This is a genomic window from Pseudomonas sp. PS01298, from assembly GCF_029959745.1.
Classification (GTDB): Bacteria; Pseudomonadota; Gammaproteobacteria; order Pseudomonadales; family Pseudomonadaceae; genus Aquipseudomonas; species Aquipseudomonas aylmerensis.
The window spans coordinates 230,265-249,172 of sequence record NZ_JASCPP010000001.1; the positions used below are offsets into that span (position 1 = coordinate 230,265).

At 61.6% G+C, this 18,908-nt stretch carries 17 protein-coding genes; 5 read left to right on the forward strand and 12 right to left on the reverse strand.

Going from position 1 to position 18,908, the window contains the following annotated elements; translation table 11 throughout:
* Positions 1-6: 6 nt before the first annotated feature.
* The gene (gene algB / locus QMX97_RS01055; protein ID WP_064053131.1) at positions 7-1,353 is read right to left on the reverse strand and encodes a sigma-54-dependent response regulator transcription factor AlgB; all 1,347 of its coding nucleotides are present in this window, start codon (positions 1,351-1,353) and stop codon (positions 7-9) included.
* A gap of 377 nt (positions 1,354-1,730) precedes the next feature.
* Here algB and QMX97_RS01060 point away from each other — a divergent pair, with 377 nt between their 5' ends.
* The 5 genes from QMX97_RS01060 (at position 1,731) to QMX97_RS01080 (ending at position 6,112) form a co-directional block, all read left to right on the forward strand.
* Positions 1,731-2,015 (forward strand): hypothetical protein, encoded by a 285-nt coding sequence (locus QMX97_RS01060; protein ID WP_065902836.1) that lies wholly within the window; start codon positions 1,731-1,733, stop codon positions 2,013-2,015.
* An 81-nt stretch (positions 2,016-2,096) separates the two neighbouring features.
* A complete protein-coding gene (locus QMX97_RS01065) occupies positions 2,097-2,261 on the forward strand; it encodes a DUF1328 domain-containing protein (RefSeq protein ID WP_003170804.1) in 165 nt (54 codons plus the stop codon).
* A 2-nt stretch (positions 2,262-2,263) separates the two neighbouring features.
* The gene (locus QMX97_RS01070; RefSeq protein WP_282395631.1) at positions 2,264-2,728 is read left to right on the forward strand and encodes an inhibitor of vertebrate lysozyme family protein; all 465 of its coding nucleotides are present in this window, start codon (positions 2,264-2,266) and stop codon (positions 2,726-2,728) included.
* 727 nt (positions 2,729-3,455) lie between these two features.
* Positions 3,456-4,787 (forward strand): glutamate/aspartate:proton symporter GltP, encoded by a 1,332-nt coding sequence (gene gltP, locus QMX97_RS01075; protein ID WP_065902840.1) that lies wholly within the window; start codon positions 3,456-3,458, stop codon positions 4,785-4,787.
* Between the two features lie 95 nt (positions 4,788-4,882).
* On the forward strand, positions 4,883-6,112 hold the full coding sequence (locus tag QMX97_RS01080) for a spore maturation protein (RefSeq protein WP_120447338.1): 1,230 nt from the start codon (positions 4,883-4,885) through the stop codon (positions 6,110-6,112).
* Positions 6,113-6,192: 80 nt separating this feature from the next.
* On the opposite strand, the gene QMX97_RS01085 is transcribed toward QMX97_RS01080, so the two are convergent.
* The 11 genes from QMX97_RS01085 to QMX97_RS01135 form a co-directional block, all read right to left on the reverse strand.
* The gene (locus tag QMX97_RS01085) at positions 6,193-6,804 is read right to left on the reverse strand and encodes an ABC-type transport auxiliary lipoprotein family protein (RefSeq protein WP_065902842.1); all 612 of its coding nucleotides are present in this window, start codon (positions 6,802-6,804) and stop codon (positions 6,193-6,195) included.
* The gene (locus QMX97_RS01090; protein ID WP_065902843.1) at positions 6,801-7,739 is read right to left on the reverse strand and encodes an MlaD family protein; all 939 of its coding nucleotides are present in this window, start codon (positions 7,737-7,739) and stop codon (positions 6,801-6,803) included. Before QMX97_RS01090 ends, QMX97_RS01085 begins: the two co-directional genes overlap by 4 nt.
* Before the next feature lies 1 nt (position 7,740).
* Positions 7,741-8,544, reverse strand: coding sequence for an ABC transporter ATP-binding protein (locus tag QMX97_RS01095; protein ID WP_282395633.1), 804 nt, complete (start codon positions 8,542-8,544; stop codon positions 7,741-7,743).
* The gene (locus QMX97_RS01100; protein WP_065902846.1) at positions 8,541-9,689 is read right to left on the reverse strand and encodes an ABC transporter permease; all 1,149 of its coding nucleotides are present in this window, start codon (positions 9,687-9,689) and stop codon (positions 8,541-8,543) included. The genes QMX97_RS01095 and QMX97_RS01100 overlap by 4 nt, the downstream gene beginning before the upstream one ends.
* 54 nt (positions 9,690-9,743) lie before the next feature.
* On the reverse strand, positions 9,744-10,775 hold the full coding sequence (locus QMX97_RS01105; RefSeq protein ID WP_120447339.1) for a DUF5924 family protein: 1,032 nt from the start codon (positions 10,773-10,775) through the stop codon (positions 9,744-9,746).
* A gap of 72 nt (positions 10,776-10,847) precedes the next feature.
* Positions 10,848-12,230, reverse strand: coding sequence for an insulinase family protein (locus tag QMX97_RS01110; protein ID WP_120447340.1), 1,383 nt, complete (start codon positions 12,228-12,230; stop codon positions 10,848-10,850).
* A gap of 57 nt (positions 12,231-12,287) precedes the next feature.
* The gene (locus QMX97_RS01115) at positions 12,288-13,946 is read right to left on the reverse strand and encodes a Na/Pi cotransporter family protein (RefSeq protein ID WP_065902852.1); all 1,659 of its coding nucleotides are present in this window, start codon (positions 13,944-13,946) and stop codon (positions 12,288-12,290) included.
* Between the two features lie 210 nt (positions 13,947-14,156).
* Complete coding sequence (locus QMX97_RS01120; RefSeq protein ID WP_014716354.1) at positions 14,157-14,924, reverse strand: TerC family protein; 768 nt, start codon at positions 14,922-14,924, stop codon at positions 14,157-14,159.
* Positions 14,925-14,988: 64 nt separating this feature from the next.
* A complete protein-coding gene (locus QMX97_RS01125; protein WP_065902853.1) occupies positions 14,989-16,296 on the reverse strand; it encodes a CitMHS family transporter in 1,308 nt (435 codons plus the stop codon).
* Positions 16,297-16,612: 316 nt separating this feature from the next.
* Positions 16,613-18,574 carry a DUF4105 domain-containing protein gene (locus QMX97_RS01130; protein ID WP_065902860.1) on the reverse strand — a complete coding sequence of 654 codons (1,962 nt, stop codon included), beginning with the start codon at positions 18,572-18,574 and terminating at the stop codon, positions 16,613-16,615.
* A complete protein-coding gene (locus QMX97_RS01135) occupies positions 18,571-18,891 on the reverse strand; it encodes a DUF2388 domain-containing protein (RefSeq protein WP_065902866.1) in 321 nt (106 codons plus the stop codon). The genes QMX97_RS01130 and QMX97_RS01135 overlap by 4 nt, the downstream gene beginning before the upstream one ends.
* Positions 18,892-18,908 lie beyond the last annotated feature (17 nt).

Here is an 18,908-nt window from a genome sequence, read left to right on the forward strand (position 1 = left end):
GAGTGCTCACAGGTTGTACTGTTTGCGTTTGCGGTACAGGGTCGAGGCGTCGATACCCAGGGTGCGCGCGGCCTGGTCCAGGGTGTCGCTGGTGGCTAGGACGGCGCCGATGTGGGCCTTCTCCAGCTCGTCCAGGCTCAGTGCCGCGCCGATACGCGGCGCATTGTTGGTCGGCTGCTCGGCCATGCCGAGGTGGCTGATTTCAACTTTTTCCTGTGGGCAGATAATGCTGGCGCGCTCGACCACGTTGCGCAACTCACGGATATTGCCCGGCCAGCGATAGTTCAACAGCGCCTCACGCGCTTCATCGCTGAAACCGCGCGCCGGCCGTGCGTATTCCTTGACGAAGCGTGCCAGGAAACGGTCGGCCAGGGTCAGGATGTCCTCGCTGCGCTCGCGCAGCGGCGGCAGGTGCAAGGTGATCACATTGAGGCGGTAGAGCAAGTCTTCACGGAAGCGGCCGTCGCGCACCATGTCTTCCAGGTTCAGGTTGGTGGCCGCCAGGATCCGCACGTCAGCACGGCGGGTGACCGGGTCGCCCACGCGCTCGTATTCCTTGTCCTGGATAAAACGCAGCAACTTGGGTTGCAAGGTGAGGGGGAAATCGCCGATCTCGTCGAGAAACAGCGTGCCGCCGTCTGCCTGGTTGACGCGGCCCAAGGTGCTTTCACTGGCACCGGTAAACGCACCCCGGCTATGGCCGAACAGCTCGCTCTCCATCAACTCTGCCGTCAGCGAAGGGCAGTTGATGGTCACGCAGGACTTCTTCGACCGCTTGCTCCAGCCGTGAATGGCCCGGGCCAGCTCGCCTTTACCGGTACCCGACTCGCCGAGAATCAGGATGTTGGCATCTGTGCCGGCCACCTGGCGCGCGGTTTCCAGTACCACCATCATCGAGGGGCTGTGGGAATCGAGGCCGTCTTTGGGCTGGCGCACTGCGCCTTCCAATGCTTCCAGGCGTGCAGAGAGTTGGCGCACTTCCAGTTGCTTGGCGGTGGCCAGGCGTAATTGGTCGGGGCTGCAGGGCTTGACCAGATAATCGGCCGCACCCGCCTGGATCGCGTCCACGGCGGTATCCACTGCCGAATGGGCGGTCACGATGACCACGCGCATCCACGGTGCTTGTATGCGCATTTGGGCCAAGACATCCAGGCCGTTGTCTTCGCCCAGGCGCAGGTCGAGGAAGCACAGGTCGAATACCTGGCGCTGCATCAAGGTATCGGCTTGGGCGGCGCTGTTGGCGGTGGCCACGGTGTAGCCTTCATCTTCCAGGCAATAACGGAAGGTGCGGAGGATCGCGGATTCGTCATCCACTAAAAGAATGCGGCCTTGAAGTTCCTTGGCTGATTCCATCTGTCCCGCGCTCCTTAACTATGAATGATGGTGTTTAGTCCCGGAATAATCGGGCAAGTTGCATGGTCTATTCTGATCGATAATAGGCAGCATCGTGCAGCTATCTGCGCGGTGTCCTACAAAGCCTTGCCTGATGGCGTTTTCATGCCGTCTTGCCCCTTCGGCAACACTCCCTCTGCTTTCTATCCCTCGACCCGACCACTGACCATCGTGCATTTCGCACGGCGCACAGGGGGGCATCGTGCAGGATGCTAGGCGATTGCCCTAACGCATATATTTAACTTATTGATTTTATTGAGTTTTTTTTTGCAAAAAAGCTGGCATGCGCTCTGCAATAGCTATCCCAACGAATAATCAGAATGCGGGAGAAATGCAGCATGACTCGCCAAAGCCTCAACCAACTGCGTGTATCGCCACTGCGCTTGCAACAAGGTCTGTTTGCCAGCCTGGCCTTGATGGTCACGCTGATTGCAGGCCAGCAGTTTCAGCATTGGCAGCAGAGTCAGCAGCAGACCCCGCAATTCGAACGTCCGGTGATGACCCAGACGCATTTTCGATCCGTCGGTAGCGTGACTGCCGATGTGACAGCCCCGCAATTGCGCGTAGCCGACCAGGATTCAACCCTGGGCGAGCTGCCAACCCAAGAGCGTTGGGTGTTCTAGGCAAGAACGTCGGGGGCTCGTTTTGAGCGTCCGTACCGCACTACCGCTGTTACCTCTAAAAGAAGCGTAAGGAGAATCACCATGTTGAGTTGGGCAATCACATTTCTGATCATCGCCATTGTGGCTGCAGTCCTGGGCTTCGGTGGTATCGCGGGCACCGCCACGGGTATCGCCAAGATTCTCTTTGTCGTCTTCCTGGTGATGTTCATCGCTTCGTTCTTCTTTGGTCGTCGCGGCCGAGGCTGAACATGACCACTTCCTTTAAAGCCATGGCTGCCGCCCTGCTCCTGGGCGGCAGCGGCCTGGCGATGGCCGCCAATGACGGTCAATCCCGGGCCAACGAACTGCTCAGCGCGGACCCGCAATACCGTGAGACCTGGCAAAGCGTGGTGAAGAAAGAAGAGCGCCTGCCTGAATGGGTGATGAACCTTTCAGGCACGGCCGAACAAATGAATGCCGTGGAAGAAGATGGCGACAAGTACTTGGTCGGTCCGCTCTGTGAAACCGCAGACACATGCCTGAACAAGCGCCTGATCGTTGCCTTCAGCTTCGACAAGGATGATGCCTACGCCATGTTGGTCGAAGTCCCTGCCGGCTTGCCGGCGGACAAGTCGCCGACTCGGCACGCCGATTACCGGTTTATCGGTAAGCCGGATGAAGGCATGCAGAAGCTGCTGATGGAACAGCTGAAGAAAGATCCGAATTGGTACTAGGTTCCGTCTGACGCGCTTGTCGTCTGCGGGATCAGCGTCCATAGAAAGAAGCCCCTCGCTTCTTTCTGTCTGCCTCACTCGCCACGGGTGAGGCATGACCAGGGGGCCGGGTTGCTCTGATCAATCGAGATCGGCGTGACCTACGGGTACAGGGAGTGCCTGCGCAAGGGCCGGGTCAGGCGAAAAGCTGCGACGCAGGTTCACAAGTCCTCAAGCTTGCTGAACTTGCGGCGGGCTTACGCTGCTGACTTCCCTCCTCATACCGCTCATAGCCGAGAATTTCCTTTCTGCCTGCACTTAACCATTACTTGGTGTGTACGAGCGACCATCTATCGAGAAAGTTTTGCCCTCGCTATAGGACATTTCTGACACGACGCCCATGAATTTCCAGGCATTTTTGCCAATGGCCTGAAGTCGTCCTGAATCTCTGAGCGAGCCTGAATTGGCCGGTTCACGGCATGTTCACCTGCCAAAATGTCGCATTTGAACTGACCGATCAGACAGTTATTATGAAAAAAAGCCATGCCGATTCGGCATAGGGTAGGCGTTTACGGCATTAGACGTCGCCCCCTTGCATCGGAATAGTTGCGCCTTTTTTCGCCTGCCAGTAAGCCATTTCGGCCACGCTGCGGTGACCTTCCATGGAGGCAGATGCACACACTTTTTCGCTCTCGAGCGTTCCAGCTGGCGCATTTGCCTTAAGTCCACTTGAAGTAAGGGTAATGACATGAAGAAGGCAAAGCTAAGCCTCGCCTGGCAGATCCTCATCGGTTTGGTGCTGGGGATTGCAATCGGTGCAGTGCTCAACCATTTCAGTGCTGAAAAGGCCTGGTGGATCAGCAATGTGTTGCAGCCAGCGGGCGATATCTTTATCCGCCTGATCAAGATGATCGTGATCCCGATTGTGATTTCTTCGCTGATCGTCGGCATTGCCGGGGTCGGTGACGCGAAAAAGCTCGGGCGTATCGGTGTCAAAACCATCCTTTACTTTGAAGTGGTCACCACCATCGCCATCGTGGTCGGCCTGTTGCTGGCCAACCTGTTCCACCCCGGTGCCGGTATCGACATGAGTACCCTGGGCACCGTCGATATCTCCAAGTACACCGCCACCGCTGCCGAAGTGCAGCATGAGCATGCGTTTATCCAGACCATCCTCAACCTGATCCCGTCGAACATCTTCGCCGCCGTCGCCCGTGGCGAAATGCTGCCGATCATCTTCTTCTCCGTGCTGTTCGGCCTCGGTTTGTCGAGCCTCAAGCCGGAGCTGCGCGAGCCGCTGGTGACCATGTTCCAGGGCGTGTCCGAGAGCATGTTCAAAGTCACCCACATGATCATGAAATACGCCCCTATCGGTGTATTCGCGCTGATCGCGGTGACTGTCGCCAACTTCGGCTTCGCCTCCCTGCTGCCGCTGGCCAAGCTGGTGATCCTGGTTTACGTGGCCATCCTGTTCTTCGCCTTCGCGGTGCTGGGCTTGATCGCACGCCTGTTCGGCTTTTCGATCCTCAAGCTGATGCGTATCTTCAAGGATGAGCTGGTGCTGGCCTACTCCACCGCCAGCTCCGAAACCGTGCTGCCACGGGTGATCGAGAAGATGGAAGCCTACGGCGCGCCGAAGGCTATCTGCAGCTTCGTAGTACCGACCGGCTACTCGTTCAACCTGGATGGCTCGACCCTGTACCAGAGCATCGCGGCGATCTTTATCGCCCAGCTGTATGGCATCGACCTGTCGATCGGCCAGCAACTGATGCTGGTGCTGACCCTGATGGTCACTTCCAAAGGCATCGCCGGCGTGCCGGGCGTGTCCTTTGTGGTCCTGCTGGCCACCCTGGGCAGCGTGGGTATTCCGCTGGAAGGCTTGGCGTTCATCGCCGGTGTCGACCGCATCATGGACATGGCGCGCACCGCGCTCAACGTGATCGGCAACGCGCTGGCTGTGCTGGTGATCTCGCGTTGGGAAGGCATGTACGACGACGCCAAGGGCGAGCGCTACTGGAACTCCCTGCCGCACTGGCGCAGCAAGCAGGCGCTGCCGGCCGGCGAGACCAGCCGCGGCTGATGCTGGCGTGATCTGAACAAACCCCGGGAAATCCGGGGTTTGTCGTTTCTGCCAGCCCCGCTATCATTCGCCCCATCTTTCGGGGGATTCAACTGATGCTCAATGGCCTGTGGCTTGGCTTCTTTGTCGTGGCAATGGTGTCAGCACTGGCGCAATGGCTGGTCGGCGGTAACGCCGGGATTTTTGCAGCGATGGTGGAAAGTATTTTCGCCATGGCCAAATTGTCGGTGGAAGTGATGGTGCTGCTGTTCGGCACGCTCACGTTGTGGCTGGGCTTTCTGCGCATCGCCGAAAAAGCCGGGATCGTCGACTGGCTGGCCAAGGCCCTCGGCCCACTGTTTCGTCGCCTGATGCCGGAGGTGCCTGCCGGTCACCCTGCCATCGGCCTGATCACGCTCAACTTCGCCGCCAATGGCCTGGGCCTGGACAACGCCGCGACGCCCATCGGCCTCAAGGCCATGAAGGCGCTGCAGGAACTCAACCCCATCCCCAACACCGCGAGCAACGCGCAGATCCTGTTCCTGGTGCTCAACGCGTCCTCGCTGACGCTGTTGCCGGTGACGATCTTCATGTACCGCGCCCAGCAAGGCGCCGCGGACCCGACGCTGGTGTTCCTGCCGATCCTGCTGGCGACCAGCGCGTCGACCCTGGTGGGCCTGCTGTCGGTGGCGGTGATGCAGCGGCTGCGGCTGTGGGACCCGGTGGTGCTGGCGTACCTGATTCCGGGCGCGCTGGTGCTGGGCGGTTTCATGGCGCTGCTGGCGACATTGTCTGCCACCGCGTTGGCGGGGTTGTCGTCGATCCTCGGTAACCTCACGTTGTTCGGCCTGATCATGCTGTTTCTGGTGATCGGCGCGTTGCGCAAGGTCAAGGTGTACGAGGCGTTTGTCGAAGGCGCCAAAGAAGGCTTCGACGTCGCCAAGAACCTGCTGCCGTATTTGGTGGCGATGCTGTGCGCCGTGGGCGTGCTGCGCGCTTCCGGGGCGTTGGATTTCGGCCTGGAAGGCATTCGTCATCTGGTCGCCTGGACCGGTATGGACACACGCTTTGTCGACGCGTTGCCGACGGCGATGGTCAAGCCGTTCTCAGGCAGCGCCGCACGGGCGATGCTGATCGAGACCATGCAGACACAGGGCGTGGACAGCTTCCCGGCGTTGGTGGCGGCGACGATTCAGGGCAGTACCGAGACCACCTTCTATGTGCTGGCGGTGTACTTCGGCTCGGTCGGCATCCAGCGCGCGCGGCATGCGGTGGGGTGTGCGTTGCTGGCGGAGTTGGCCGGCGTGGTGGCGGCGATTGCGGTGTGCTACTGGTTCTTTGGCTGATACCGCTATCGCAGGCCGGCTCCCACTCAGAATGTATTCACCGTTCAAATGTGGGAGCGGGCTTGCCCGCGAAGAGGTCCTCAGCGTTTAGGGGCTGCATTGCCCTGCTGCACCACCCAATCCACCACCTGCTTGTTCAACTGATCCCCCGCCTGCCCAAACCCGGCCACCACCGCCGACACCTTGGTGTCGCTTACCGGCTGGTGAATCTCAAAGCGGCGGCTGGCAATAATGCGCTGGTCACTGCCGCGTACCAGGCGTGCGTCGAGGCGTATCACCACCTCCACCGCACTGCCGCGATATTCACTCTGGAACGCCAGCAATTGCCCGCCCAACTCATAGTCGGACTGCAAGTTGGTGTCGTCGGTACTCAGCAGCGTCACTCGGCCATCCCGCTGGAAACCATCCATGAAGCGATTGCGCAGCAGCACCGGCGACGGATCGCTCCAGCGTGAGTTGGCGTAGCTGCTGATCAGGTCACCATTGGGCACCACGGCAATGCGTGGGCTGTCGAGGAATTCGCTGGTCTGCGGCTTGTTCACGCGCAGCGACCAGCTCACCGGGGTGCCCTGGCTCGCGGTCTGGCTCGAGGCCAGGCGGTACACGTCCGAAGGGTCGGCCTTGGGCAATATCGAGCATGCGCTGACCAGCGCCAGGGCCACGGGAATGATCAGTTGGTAAGCACGCTTCATGGCGTGAACTCCTTGTTCTTGTCGCTGCCCAGCAGGTAGCCGCTGGGGTTGGCTTCCAGGCGGCGAGAAATGGCACGCAGCGAGCCTAGGGTCTCACGCAGTTCGCGCACGGCCGGCGCCAGTTCGTTGAGGCCCTGCATGCCGCTGTTCACCGAGTCCTTGTTGTTGGTCAGCAAGGTGTTGATGGTCGCGGTGCTTTGCTCCAGGGATTTCATCGCCTGCTCGGCGCTGCCGAAGGCCTGTTTGCCTTGGTCGTTGAGCAGGCCGTTGGCGTTGCGCATCAGCGTGGTGGTTTGCTCGAGCGCGGCGCTGGCCTGCTTGCTCACCTGCATCAGTTGCTGCATCACCACCTTGATATCGCCGCGCTGGTCGGCGATGGCGCCGGTGGTTTGCTGCAGATTGTCCAGGGTGTTGCTCAGGCGTTCGACGTTTTCCCGCGAGAACATGTGGTTGGCGTTGTGCAGCAGCAGGTTGATGCTGGTCATCAGGTCGTTGCTGTTATTCAGCAGGCGGGCAATCGGCGATGGCGAAGCGATAATCTCCGGCAGGTTGCCGTCCTTGCCCTTGAGTTCCGGGCTTTGTGGCGTGCCCCCGCTGAGCTGGATGATCGAGGTGCCGGTGATGCCGGTCAGGGCGAGCTTGGCCTGCGTGTCTTCCTTGATCGGCGTCTGGCCGGCCAGGCGGATGCGCGCCAGCACCCGGCGTGGGTCGTTGGGGTCCAGGCGCAGGCTGATCACATCGCCGACCTTGATCCCGCTGTATTGCACCGAACTGCCCTGGGACAGGCCGCTGACCGCCTCGTTGAAGATCACTTCGTAATCCTGGAAGGCCGTATCGACGCTGGACTTGGCCAGCCACAGGCCGAACAGCATCGCGCCGACCACCACGATCACGCTGAACAGACCGATCATCACATGATGGGCTCGGGTTTCCATGTCATACCTCGTTGAGCGGTTGAGCGGCATCCAATGCCGCGCGGCCCCGGGGGCCGTGGAAGTATTCGTGAATCCAGGCGTCGTCCGTTTCCGAGACGACATCGATGGCATCGGCCACCAGCACTTTCTTCTGCGCCAGCACCGCCACGCGGTCGGTGATGGTGTACAGCGTGTCGAGGTCATGGGTGACCAGGAACACGCTCAGGCCCAGCGCATCGCGCAGGGTCAGGATCAGTTGGTCGAATTGCGCCGCGCCGATCGGATCGAGGCCGGCGGTGGGTTCGTCGAGAAACAGGATGTCCGGGTCCAGCGCCAGCGCGCGGGCCAGGGCGGCGCGCTTGATCATGCCGCCGGACAGCGACGCCGGGTATTTGTCGGCCGCCGACAGCGGCAGCCCGGCCAGGGCCAGCTTGACGGCAGCCAGGTGCTCGGCGTCGGCGCGGCTGAGGCCGGCGTGTTCGATCAACGGCAGCGCGACATTCTCGGTCACGGTCAGCGAGGAAAACAGCGCGCCCTTCTGGAACAGCACACCGAAGCGCCGTTCCACCTTCGAGCGCTCGTGTTCCGACAAGCTCGGCAGGTTCTTGCCGAATACCCGCACCTCGCCCGCGCTGGGGCGCCGCAGGCCGACGATGCTGCGCAAGAGCACCGACTTGCCGCTGCCGGAGCCGCCGACCACCGCGAGGATCTCGCCCTTGTACAAATCCAGGTCGAGGTTCTCGTGCACGCTCTGTTTGCCAAAGCGATTGCACAGGCCACGCACCTCAATCACCGCCTCGGCGGGCGCACGGTGTAGACGACTCACCAGCCCATCTCCATGAAGAACAGCGCGGCGACCGCATCCAGCACGATCACCACAAAGATCGATTGCACCACGCTGGAGGTGGTGTGGGCGCCGACCGATTCGGCGCTGCCGCTGACCTTGAAGCCTTCCAGGCAACCGATGGCGGCAATCAGGAAGGCGAAGATCGGCGCCTTGACCATACCCACCAGGAAGTGCTGTACGCCAATGTCCGATTGCAGCAGCGAGAGGAACATCGCCGGCGAAATATCCAGGGCCACCGCGCACACCACGCCGCCGCCGACGATGCCCGAGAGCATTGCCAGGAACGTCAGCATCGGCAGCGCCACCAGCAGCGCCAGTACCCGTGGCAACACCAGCAGCTCCATTGGGTCGAGGCCGAGGGTGCGGATCGCATCGATTTCCTCGTTGGCCTTCATCGAGCCGATTTGTGCGGTAAAGGCACTGGCGGTGCGGCCGGCAATCAGGATCGCGGTGAGCAGCACGCCGAATTCGCGCAGGAACGAGAACGCCACCAGGTCCACGGTGAAAATCGTCGCGCCAAAACTCTTGAGGACCGTGGCCCCAAGGAACGCCACCACGGCGCCGACCAGAAAGGTGAGCAAGGCGACGATGGGGGCGGCGTCGAGGCCGACCTGTTCGAGGTGCGCAACCATCGGCGTCAGGCGCCAGCGCTTGGGCCGGAAGATGCCGCGGGCGAAGGTTTCGAGGATCAGGCCGATGAAGCCCAGCAGTTTCTTGCTGTCCTGCCAGACGGTGTCCACCGCGCGCCCGATACGCGCCAGCACCTGGATGCCGGCGGTTTCTTCCGGGGCTTTGTCTGGCACACAAAAGTCATTGAGGGAGCGGTAGACGGTCTTGAGCAGCGCGCGGTCGGCAGCGCTCAGGCTGCAGTCGGTCTGTTCGGCGGATTGCTCGATGCGGTCGGGCCCCAGCAGCTCCACCAGCAGCGAGGCACCGGCAGTATCCAGGGCGCCGAGGCCGTTGAGGTCGATGCGCGCGCCGGCGTCGTATTGGCCGTCGAGTTTGTCGGAAAGCTTTTTCAGGCTGGCGTAGTGGGCAAGCGTCCAGTCCCCCGTAATCCTGAGTAACGGAGGGGCGGTAGACGTATCGAGATGGGCGGCGCCGGCCGTTGTGCTGCTGGTCATAAGCTCCGAGCTTGTCTGGCTATCCACAATTGCTACGTAATAGCACGAACCGGCCTACTTTGGGTTGTCCGTTTGTGCTGCGTCCGCCACTTTGAAGCGCAGGACGCCGATCACTTGCCCGTCCTCGGTCAGCACCTGCACTTGCCAGCGGCCTACCGCGTCAGCCGGGAAATTCTGCTTGTGGGTCCAGGCGCGATAGCCTTCCTTGCGCCCGCCGTGGATATCCAGGGCGATGCGGTCGACTTCTTTGCCATTGAATTTCCACACATGGTAGATGCGCTCATCCAGCCCACGTGGCGCATTGATCGCCGTGTAGGCGTACAGCCCGCCGCTGCGCAGCTGGGCGGCGGTGACTTGTTTGAGATCGTCACCCGGCGTGCGGTCTTGCAACTGCGTGCTGATGGCCACTTCGGTCATCCACAGGGTGGCCGGCGGCACCCAACTGCGCAGGAACCAGCCGGCGCAGCCGATAGCGGCGGTGACCCCCAGCAGCATCGCCCAGCCCTTGAGGCTGCGCAGCGGCAGGCTTACCGCCAGGCTTGGAATCGACAACGCCATGGCCACGCCGAGGGCGAGCTTGTAACTTTCGGCGGTGGTCAGGTGCAGGATGATCGGCAGCGCGGTGAGCAGCGCGGCGAACAGGGTCAGGGTGTGCAACGCCAGGAACAGCGAGCGCTTGGGCGCCAGCCACTTGTAGTAGAGCGGATCGGTGATCGACACCAGCGCTGCAGCGCCGAGCAGGCCAGTGAACACCGACTGTCCGCTGTTCCAGGCGGTGGTGACGAAAAAGAATGGCAGCACGAAAAACAGACTTTCCTGGTGGATCATCTGGGTCGCGTAGCGCAGCAAGGGTTCGGGGATTTCGCGCTTGAAGACTTTGGTGAACAGCTGGGTAAAGCTGTTTTCGAGCATCAGCCACAGCCAGCTCACCAGCATGATCACTGCGATCCAGCTGGCCATGCCCTGCTGGCGATCCACCAGGATGAAGCTGCACACACCCGAGATAAACCCGCCGAGTGCAATCACCCCTGGGTAGCGCTTCATCAGTTCGAGGACGCGCTGGATAAGACGGGTCAGGTTTGGCATTCGGCAGTTCGCAGTCTTTGTAGGAAAAAATCCCAGACAGAATAACGTCTTAGCCCTGGGTTCGGTGCCTCATTACGCGACTCGTTTGCGATAAACCCGCACGCCGATCAACACAATGGCGATCAGCCCGAGCAGGCCGGCACCGATCCAGCTGAGCATGTCGTAGCTCAGCAGCGGCTTCTCGATGCGCCAGTAGCCCGGTTGCTTGAAAACCTCGCGCATGGCCTGGTTGGTCTGGTCCAGGCTCACGGCCTTGATCCGTTTGACCGGGTCGCTGAAGTGCCCATTGTGGTAATCGCCCGAGGCGCTCCAGTAATAATCGGCCAGGGCGCTGTTGCCCTGCACGGCCCAGGCCTGGCGGGCGACGGCGGCCTGCTGGAGGCGACTGAACACGGCAGGGTCGAGGCCGTCCTTGAGCAGTTGCGCCTTGAGCGCTTGCAGCACGTGTTCGGCTTCGGGGAGATTTTCTCGCTCGAGGTCGGCATTCAGGCTGAGGAAACCGACGCCGCCGAGCACTTCGCGCTCGCTCCATGGGCCGTAGGACAAGGCGTGCTTGAGCCGTAGTTGGCGGTACAGCGCCCAGTCGAGGTAGTCCTTGAGCAGGTCGTAGGTTTCATCATGCTGGTCATCCAGCACCGGCTCGGGGAATAACCAGTGCAGCTTGGCGCTGTCGCCGACCCAACCGTGGATCAACTCGCGATGGCTGGCGGCGGCGTGCTGGATGTCCGGCAGCGCCAAATGCTCGCTGGGCTCCACCGGCTCAAGTTGGCCGTAAGTGCGCTCCAGGTAGGCGGGCAGCAGTTTGTCGAGGTCGCCGACGATGATCAGCGTCATGTTGTTGGGCGCGTACCAGTTTTTGCGCAGGTTCTCCAACTGGTCGCGAGTCAGCTGATTGACCTCGGCGCGTTCGGCACATTTGAGCCCCAGTTCGACGGCCAGTTGATTGCTGGCGGTGTGGCCCAGGTCCTGGCGGTCGAGCAGGCGTTGCAGGTGTGAGTAATGACCACCGTCCTCGCGCTCCACCACCTGCTTGGCTGCCTGGATGTTGGCGTCGGTCAGTTCGGTGCGGGTGATGATCGCCAGCAGCAGGTCGAGCACCTTGCGCTGGTTTTGCGCGGGGGCTTCGATCACGAAGGTGGTGTCGGCATTGCTGGTGTAGGCGTTCCACTCGCCGCCCAGGGCCTGCATGCGGTCTTCCAGTTCGCCTTCGCCGCCGCCGTCGAGGCCGCTGAACAGCAAGTGTTCGAGCAGGTGCGGCAGCTCCTTGTCTTCGCAACTGAAGTCATCCAGGCCTACACCGACCACCAGTCGGATCGCCACGTGCCCGCGCTCGGTGCCCGGCTTGAGCAGCAATTGCAGGCCATTGGGCAAGGTGTAGCCCTCGACTTGCAGGCGGTCAAAGGCAAAGGCATGGGCGGAACCCATGAGCAGGCAAGCGAATAACAGGCGACGCATAACAAGCTTCCTGGCGTGTGAGGTCAGTTTTAACTGACTTCACGCGCCATCATCCGTTCAGGGTGAATGCGTGATGTCGGCAATATCTTCGGCGGAGAGCGCGCCGGTGTCGGACGTTTCCAACACTACATAAGCACTGCTGCAAAACAACGAGTTCAGACGCTTCATGTCGGCAATCAGCTCCAGGTGCAGGGAACTGGTCTCCAGGCTTTGTACGACTTTGCGTTGCAGGCGGCTGACATGGGCGTGGGCCAGGCGCCGTTCCTGGGCGCGGAAACGGCGCTTTTCGCGCAGCAGTTGGCGGGCGCTTTCCGGGTCGGCGCTGAGGAACACCGACAGGCCTAGGCGCAGGTTGGCGATCAGCTGGGAGTGCAGGCCGCTGAGTTCTTCCAGGCCGACTTCCGAGAACTGCCGGCGTTGCGAGGTTTTCTGCTGCTGGACTTTGCGCAGCATGCGTTCGATCAGGTCGCCGGCCAGTTTCAGGTTGATCGACAGCTCGATGATCTCGGCCCAGCGGCGGCTGTCCTGCTCACTGAGGTCCTCGCGCGGCATTTGCGCCAGGTAGAGCTTGATCGCGCTGTAGAGCGACTCGACGTCGTCGCTGAGGCTGCGCATCTCCTGGGTAATGGCGGTCTGCTTGCCGCGCAGCACTTCCTGCATGGCGGTGAGCATGTTGTCGATCAGGTCGCCCAGGCGCAGGGTTTCCCGTGCGGCGTTGGCCAGTGCCAGGCTGGGGGTGGTGAGCGCGGCGAGGTCAAGGTGACGCGGCTTGGCCGTGCCATTGACCTCCTCGCGCTCCGGCAGCAGCCAGGCGCACAAGCGCGACATCGGGCCGATGCTCGGCAGCAGGATCAGGCAGCGGCTGACGTTGTAGAGCAGGTGGAAGGTGATAACCATGCCTTGGGCGCTGTAGTCCAGGCCGTCCATCCACAATACGAGCGGGTCGAGTACCGGGATGATCAGCAGCAGGCCGATCAATTTGTACAACAGGCTGCCCAGCGCCACCTGGCGACCGGCGGCGTTCTGCATGCTGGTACTGAGGAAGGCCAGCACACCACTGCCGATGTTGGCGCCGATCACCAGGCCGATGGCCACGTGCAGGCCGATCACGCCGGCGCCGGCGAGGGTCGCGGTCAGCAACACGGCCGCCAGGCTGGAGTAGGAAATCATCGCGAACAAGGCGCCGACCAGGGCATCGAGCAGGATGTCGCCGGTCAGCGAGGCGAACAGCACTTTCACACCCTGGGCATGCGTAATCGGCCCGGCGGCCTCAACGATCAGCTGCAGCGCGAGGATGATCAGCCCGAGGCCAATGCCTACACGGCCCAACTGCCCTGCCCGCGTCTGTTTGCGTGACAGGAAGAAGATCACCCCGAGAAAGATCAGCAGCGGCGACAGCCATGACAGGTCAAACGTCAGCACCCGCGCCATCAGCGCGGTACCGACATCGGCGCCGAGCATGGTCGCGAGCGCGGGCATCAAGCCCATCAGGCCCTGGCCCACGAAAGAAGTCACCAGCATCGCGGTGGCGTTGCTGCTCTGCACCATGGCGGTCACCAGGATGCCGGCGACAAACGCCAGCCAGCGCTTGGACATGTTCTGCCCGATGACTTGGCGCAAGTTAGAGCCGTAGACCCGCAGGATGCCGGTACGGACGATATGCGTGCCCCAGATAAGCAGGGTCACGGCGGAAAGCAGATTGAGCAAGGTCAGCATGCTCGGCCCCCCGTGTGGGTTAGCTCAAAAAGAGCAAATGAGAATTGCCGCGTGCCACTCTACGTCTTGTACTTAAGCTGTAGTTGGCGAATGGGCTGTGCGCCAGCATCGCATAGCTAAAGTCGTGATTGAAATAAAACTGTCATGAAATCAGCTTTTTGCAGAGGGAAAAAAGGGGCTCGAAAGCCCCTTTTCAGCAGCGGGTCAGGTTTATTGACCCGGAATGTCCTTGCGCAGTTTCACAGGATCCTGCTGTTTCTTCTTTTTCGCGATGGCAGTGCGCATCTTGATGTTCACCGCTTCCACCGCCAGCGAGAACGCCATGGCGAAGTAGACGTAGCCTTTTGGCACGTGCACGTCGAAGGATTCGGCGATCAGCACGGTACCCACTACCAGCAGGAACGACAGCGCGAGCATTTTCAGCGACGGGTGCTTGTCGATGAATTCGCTGATGGTGCCGGCCGCGAGCATCATCACCAGCACCGCGACCACGATCGCCGCCACCATCACCGGCACGTGCGAGACCATGCCCACGGCGGTGATCACCGAGTCCAGGGAGAACACGATGTCGATGATGGCGATCTGGATGATGGTGTAGATGAACTTGCCACCGGCGCCCTTCGGCTCGTCGTGGGTTTCGTCTTCACCTTCCAGGGCGTGGTACATCTCCTGGGAGCTTTTCCACAGCAGGAACAGGCCACCGAAGAACAGGATCAGGTCGCGCCCGGAAATGCCCTGGCCGAATACCACGAACAGGTCGGCGGTAAGTTGCATGACCCAGGTGATCGACAGCAACAGCAGGATGCGCGTGACCATGGCCAGGGCCAGGCCGAAAATCCGGGTGCGCGCTTGCATATGCTTGGGCATGCGGCTGACCAGGATCGAAATCATGATGATGTTATCGATGCCCAGGACGATCTCGAGGGCCGTCAGGGTGAAGAAGGCAATCCAGATTTCCGGATTGGTCAGCCATTCCATGTGTATTCCTTTGAGCAAGTGTTAAACCGCGCAAGCTGCAGCGCCGCGCGGTGAGTCGGTACGATTATAGAGTGCTGAACAGCGGAAAAATCCCCATCAGCAACGCGGCGAACATTATGCACAGGCATACCAGTACTGCCCACTTGAGGGTGAAGCGCTGGTGATCGCCAAATTCGATACCGGCCAACGCCACCAACAGGTAGGTCGACGGTACGAGCGGGCTGAGCAAGTGCACGGGTTGGCCAACGATAGAGGCACGCGCCATCTCCACGGCGGTGATGCCGTAATGACTGGCGGCTTCGGCCAGCACCGGCAGTACGCCGTAGTAGAACGCATCGTTGGACATGAAGAAGGTAAACGGCATGCTCACCAGTGCGGTGATCACCGCCAGGTAAGGGCCCATGGCATCGGGGATGACGGCCAGCAGGCTCTTGGACATCGCATCGACCATGCCGGTGCCGGAGAGAATGCCGGTGAAGATACCCGCGGCGAAGATCAGCCCGACCACTGCCAATACGCTGCCGGCGTGGGCGGCGACGCGGTCTTTCTGCATTTGCAGGCACGGGTAGTTGACGATCATCGCGATACTGAACGCCACCATGAACAGGACCGGCAATGGCAGCAGGCCGGCGATCAGGGTGCACATCAGGGCAAAAGTCAGCGCGCCGTTGAACCAGATCAGCTTCGGACGGCGGGCGTCAGGGTATTGCGACACGCTGATTTCGCTGTGGTCGATCTCGTCCCCTTGCAGGTGCAGTTCGCCCAGGCGTGCACGCTCGCGCTTGCCGTACATATAGGCGATCACCAGGATCGCGATCACACCGGCGGCCATGGCCGGGATCATCGGAACGAAAATATCCGAAGGGTCCACATGCAGCGCACTGGCGGCGCGGGCGGTCGGGCCACCCCAGGGCGTCATGTTCATCACGCCACCGGCGAGGATGATCAGGCCGGCCATGATCCGCGGGCTCATGCCGATGCGCTGGTACAGCGGCAGCATGGCGGCCACGCAGATCATGTAAGTGGTGGCGCCGTCACCGTCCAGCGACACGACCAGGGCCAGCACGGCGGTGCCCACGGAAACTTTCAACGGGTCGCCCTTGACCATCTGGAGGATCTTGCGCACGGCCGGGTCGAACAGGCCGGAGTCGATCATCAGGGCAAAGTAGAGGATGGCGAACATCAGCATCACGCCGGTCGGCGCGAGTTTGGTGATGCCCGCGAGCATCATCGGACCGATCTCCGGCGCAAAGCCGCCGAACAGCGCGAACAGGATAGGCACGATGATCAAGGCGATCAGCGCGGACAGGCGCTTGGTCATGATCAGGAACATGAACGTGATGACCATGGCAAAGCCAAGGAAAGTCAGCATAGGAATACTCCAGGCGTAGCGCGGCTAGGGAATGGCGAACCGGGTGGGGTCAGCGCAGAACGAAAGGCACGTGGCTTACGGGTGGAGTCGGGGCGAACAGGCGGGTACGAGCGGACATCGGGAATCACCATTGTTGTTGTTAACAGCCGGTCTGTTGCCGGCAGTGGGGGCGATCCTAGACGGGGAAGCTTTCAGCCAGCTTTCGCTGGGCAAACAGTTGATGGAGGGTAGATACACGGTCGTCAGATTTACACAGCGCCAATGTGGGAGCTGGCAAGCCAGATCCCACATTTGAAGGGTGTTTGCCGTGAAGCTGTCAGGGCAGTTCCAGGCCGCCCGCTGCTTTGTGCAGCGCTCGCAAATGTTCGCCGACCTGCTTGAGGTTGGCTTCACAGGCGGCAATTTCAGCTGCTCGGGAAGGCTCCAGCAGCGCCCTCACCTCTTTATCCAGTTCGCCGGTGAGTGATTGCAGCTGTTTCTGGCGCTCGGCGCTTTCGGACTCCAGGCGCTTGGACTCCGACGGTTGCGGCAGGCCGTAGCCGCCGCTGCCGAGCAGTTCTGCCGGGCGGCTGAGGAAGCCACTGTTGGCGAGAATCTGTTGCAGCGTGGCGTTGGCTTTCTCCATGCCGCCATTCTTGAGTTCGCGGGCGCCGAGATAACGTTGTTTGACTTCGTCCTGGGCCAGCATCAACTGTTTGCGAAAGCTCGCTTGCTCCAGCAGCAACAGGGCGGCGCTGGTACGCAGGTCAGCCTGGGCAAACCACTGGCGGCGCTCCTCGGCACTCAGGGACAGCCAGTCTTCGACCTGGGTCTGCTTGATCGGCAGGTGCTTGCGCAACACGTCGAACATCGCCTGGTAGCGTTCGCGGAAGGAGTCGAAGTGATACCCAAGGCGCATGGCCTCGCGTTTGTCATTCAACACGCTGGTATCGGCCAGGCCACGCGCCTGCAGCACTTCCAGCAGGCCGTTGGGAGTGATGTTGTCCAGGCCGGTCAGCTGCGGGTTGGCACTGCCACTGCGCAACAGTTTCAGACTTTCGACCGCGCAGTTGTTGGACAGGAAATAGTAGTTGCCGTCATAACTCCAGTGCATTTCAGCGGCATGCTCGACGGTGTCGTTGATCTCTTGGCGGCTGAGTTTCAACGGCACGGAGGCCAGGCCACGCAGCTCGGTCTTGGTGTATTCGTCAATCACCTGGGCCAGCGGCAACACAAACAGGCGAGACGGATACTTGCCCACCAGGCCGTCCCAGCTCGACAGCTGTACGTCACCCACGAAGGCCCGGTAGGACAGCACCAAATGCTGGTCCAGGTCGAGCCGGCAATCCGGGCCACGCGGGCGGCCGGGCGCGCAGATCACCAGGCGCAGCATGCTGTGCCCCCAGCGGCTCACCAGGTTCTGGTTGGCTTCGGCCAGCAGGTAGTCGATTTCGTAGACCCGTTCCGGATCAACCTGGCCCAGCGGGGTCTTGGCAAAATCGTTGCCGGCGTTGAGGAATGCGTAGGTCTTGGCGCAGGTGTCCTGTTCGGGTGGCGCCCAGCCGAAGTGTTCCTTGTAATAGCGGAACAGCGCGGGGCGCCGGCAGGCGTAGCTTGGGTCGAGGAGGAAGTACTCCATGTTGACCGCGACGAATTCCAGCGGGCTGGTGGTTTCGTAGATGTCCGGGCTGCGCGCGACCTGGCGGTTGTGCTGTTCGCGTTCGCCGCGACGGCCGACGTATTGCGGCCAGCCGGCGAGATCCAGCAGGCGCGGGTCATCGCTGAGGGTGAAGCGCCGGTCATTCTGGCCCCGGCATTGATCCGGCAGGCCGATCAGGCCGGTGATGTTGTTCTGGCGGCTGCAACGCTGGATCAGCGCGCGCTCGTCCTTGGACCACAGGCGCGCACGGTCATAGATGTGGGTGAGTTCATGCAGCACGGTGGCGAGCATTTCCCGGCGCACAGTGCCGTGGGGGCGGTTGGTTTTCTGGGTGGCGGCGCTGCCGTCGGTCAGGCTGGCGAGCAGGTTGCGGTTGAGGTCCAGCTCGGACACCAGGGAGGCTTGGCCGTAGGCGTTTTCGGGCATCTTGTCGGTCCAGCCGACATCGATGCGCCGGTCCAGCTGCTCGATAAAACGTGGCGGCAAGGAGCGCATCGCTTCATCGAGCAATGCCTGGCTGGCCTGCTGTTCGGCTGGGCTCAAGCCATCGGTCTTGAGCTGCAGTTGCAGGCTGGCCTGGGCTGCGCTGGCACACAGCAGCACAGCCCCGGCCAGGAGCCAGGCGGCGAGTCGCCTCACAGTGCGAGGATAGCTTCGGCGAGGGTCTGGTCACTGGCATCGCGGGCTTCCGGCACGCGGGTTCGCAGGGTGTCGAACGCCGCTTCCAGCTGCGCGCCGCGAATCTCGCCGTTGGTGGCGACGAAACTTGCCGCGTCATCGTGGGCTTCACGCACGACTTTGGAGTCGCGGATGGAGGTGGTGGTGTCCGACGTGAAATCAATGGTGCGGCCAGAGGCGCGAACAATGATGTTACTGGTGGCCACCAGGGTATGCGCCTGGGCAACGTCGGCCAACAACAGCAGGCCAAGGGTGGCGGCGATCAGCGGGCTACGCATGGAATGACTCCGAAATA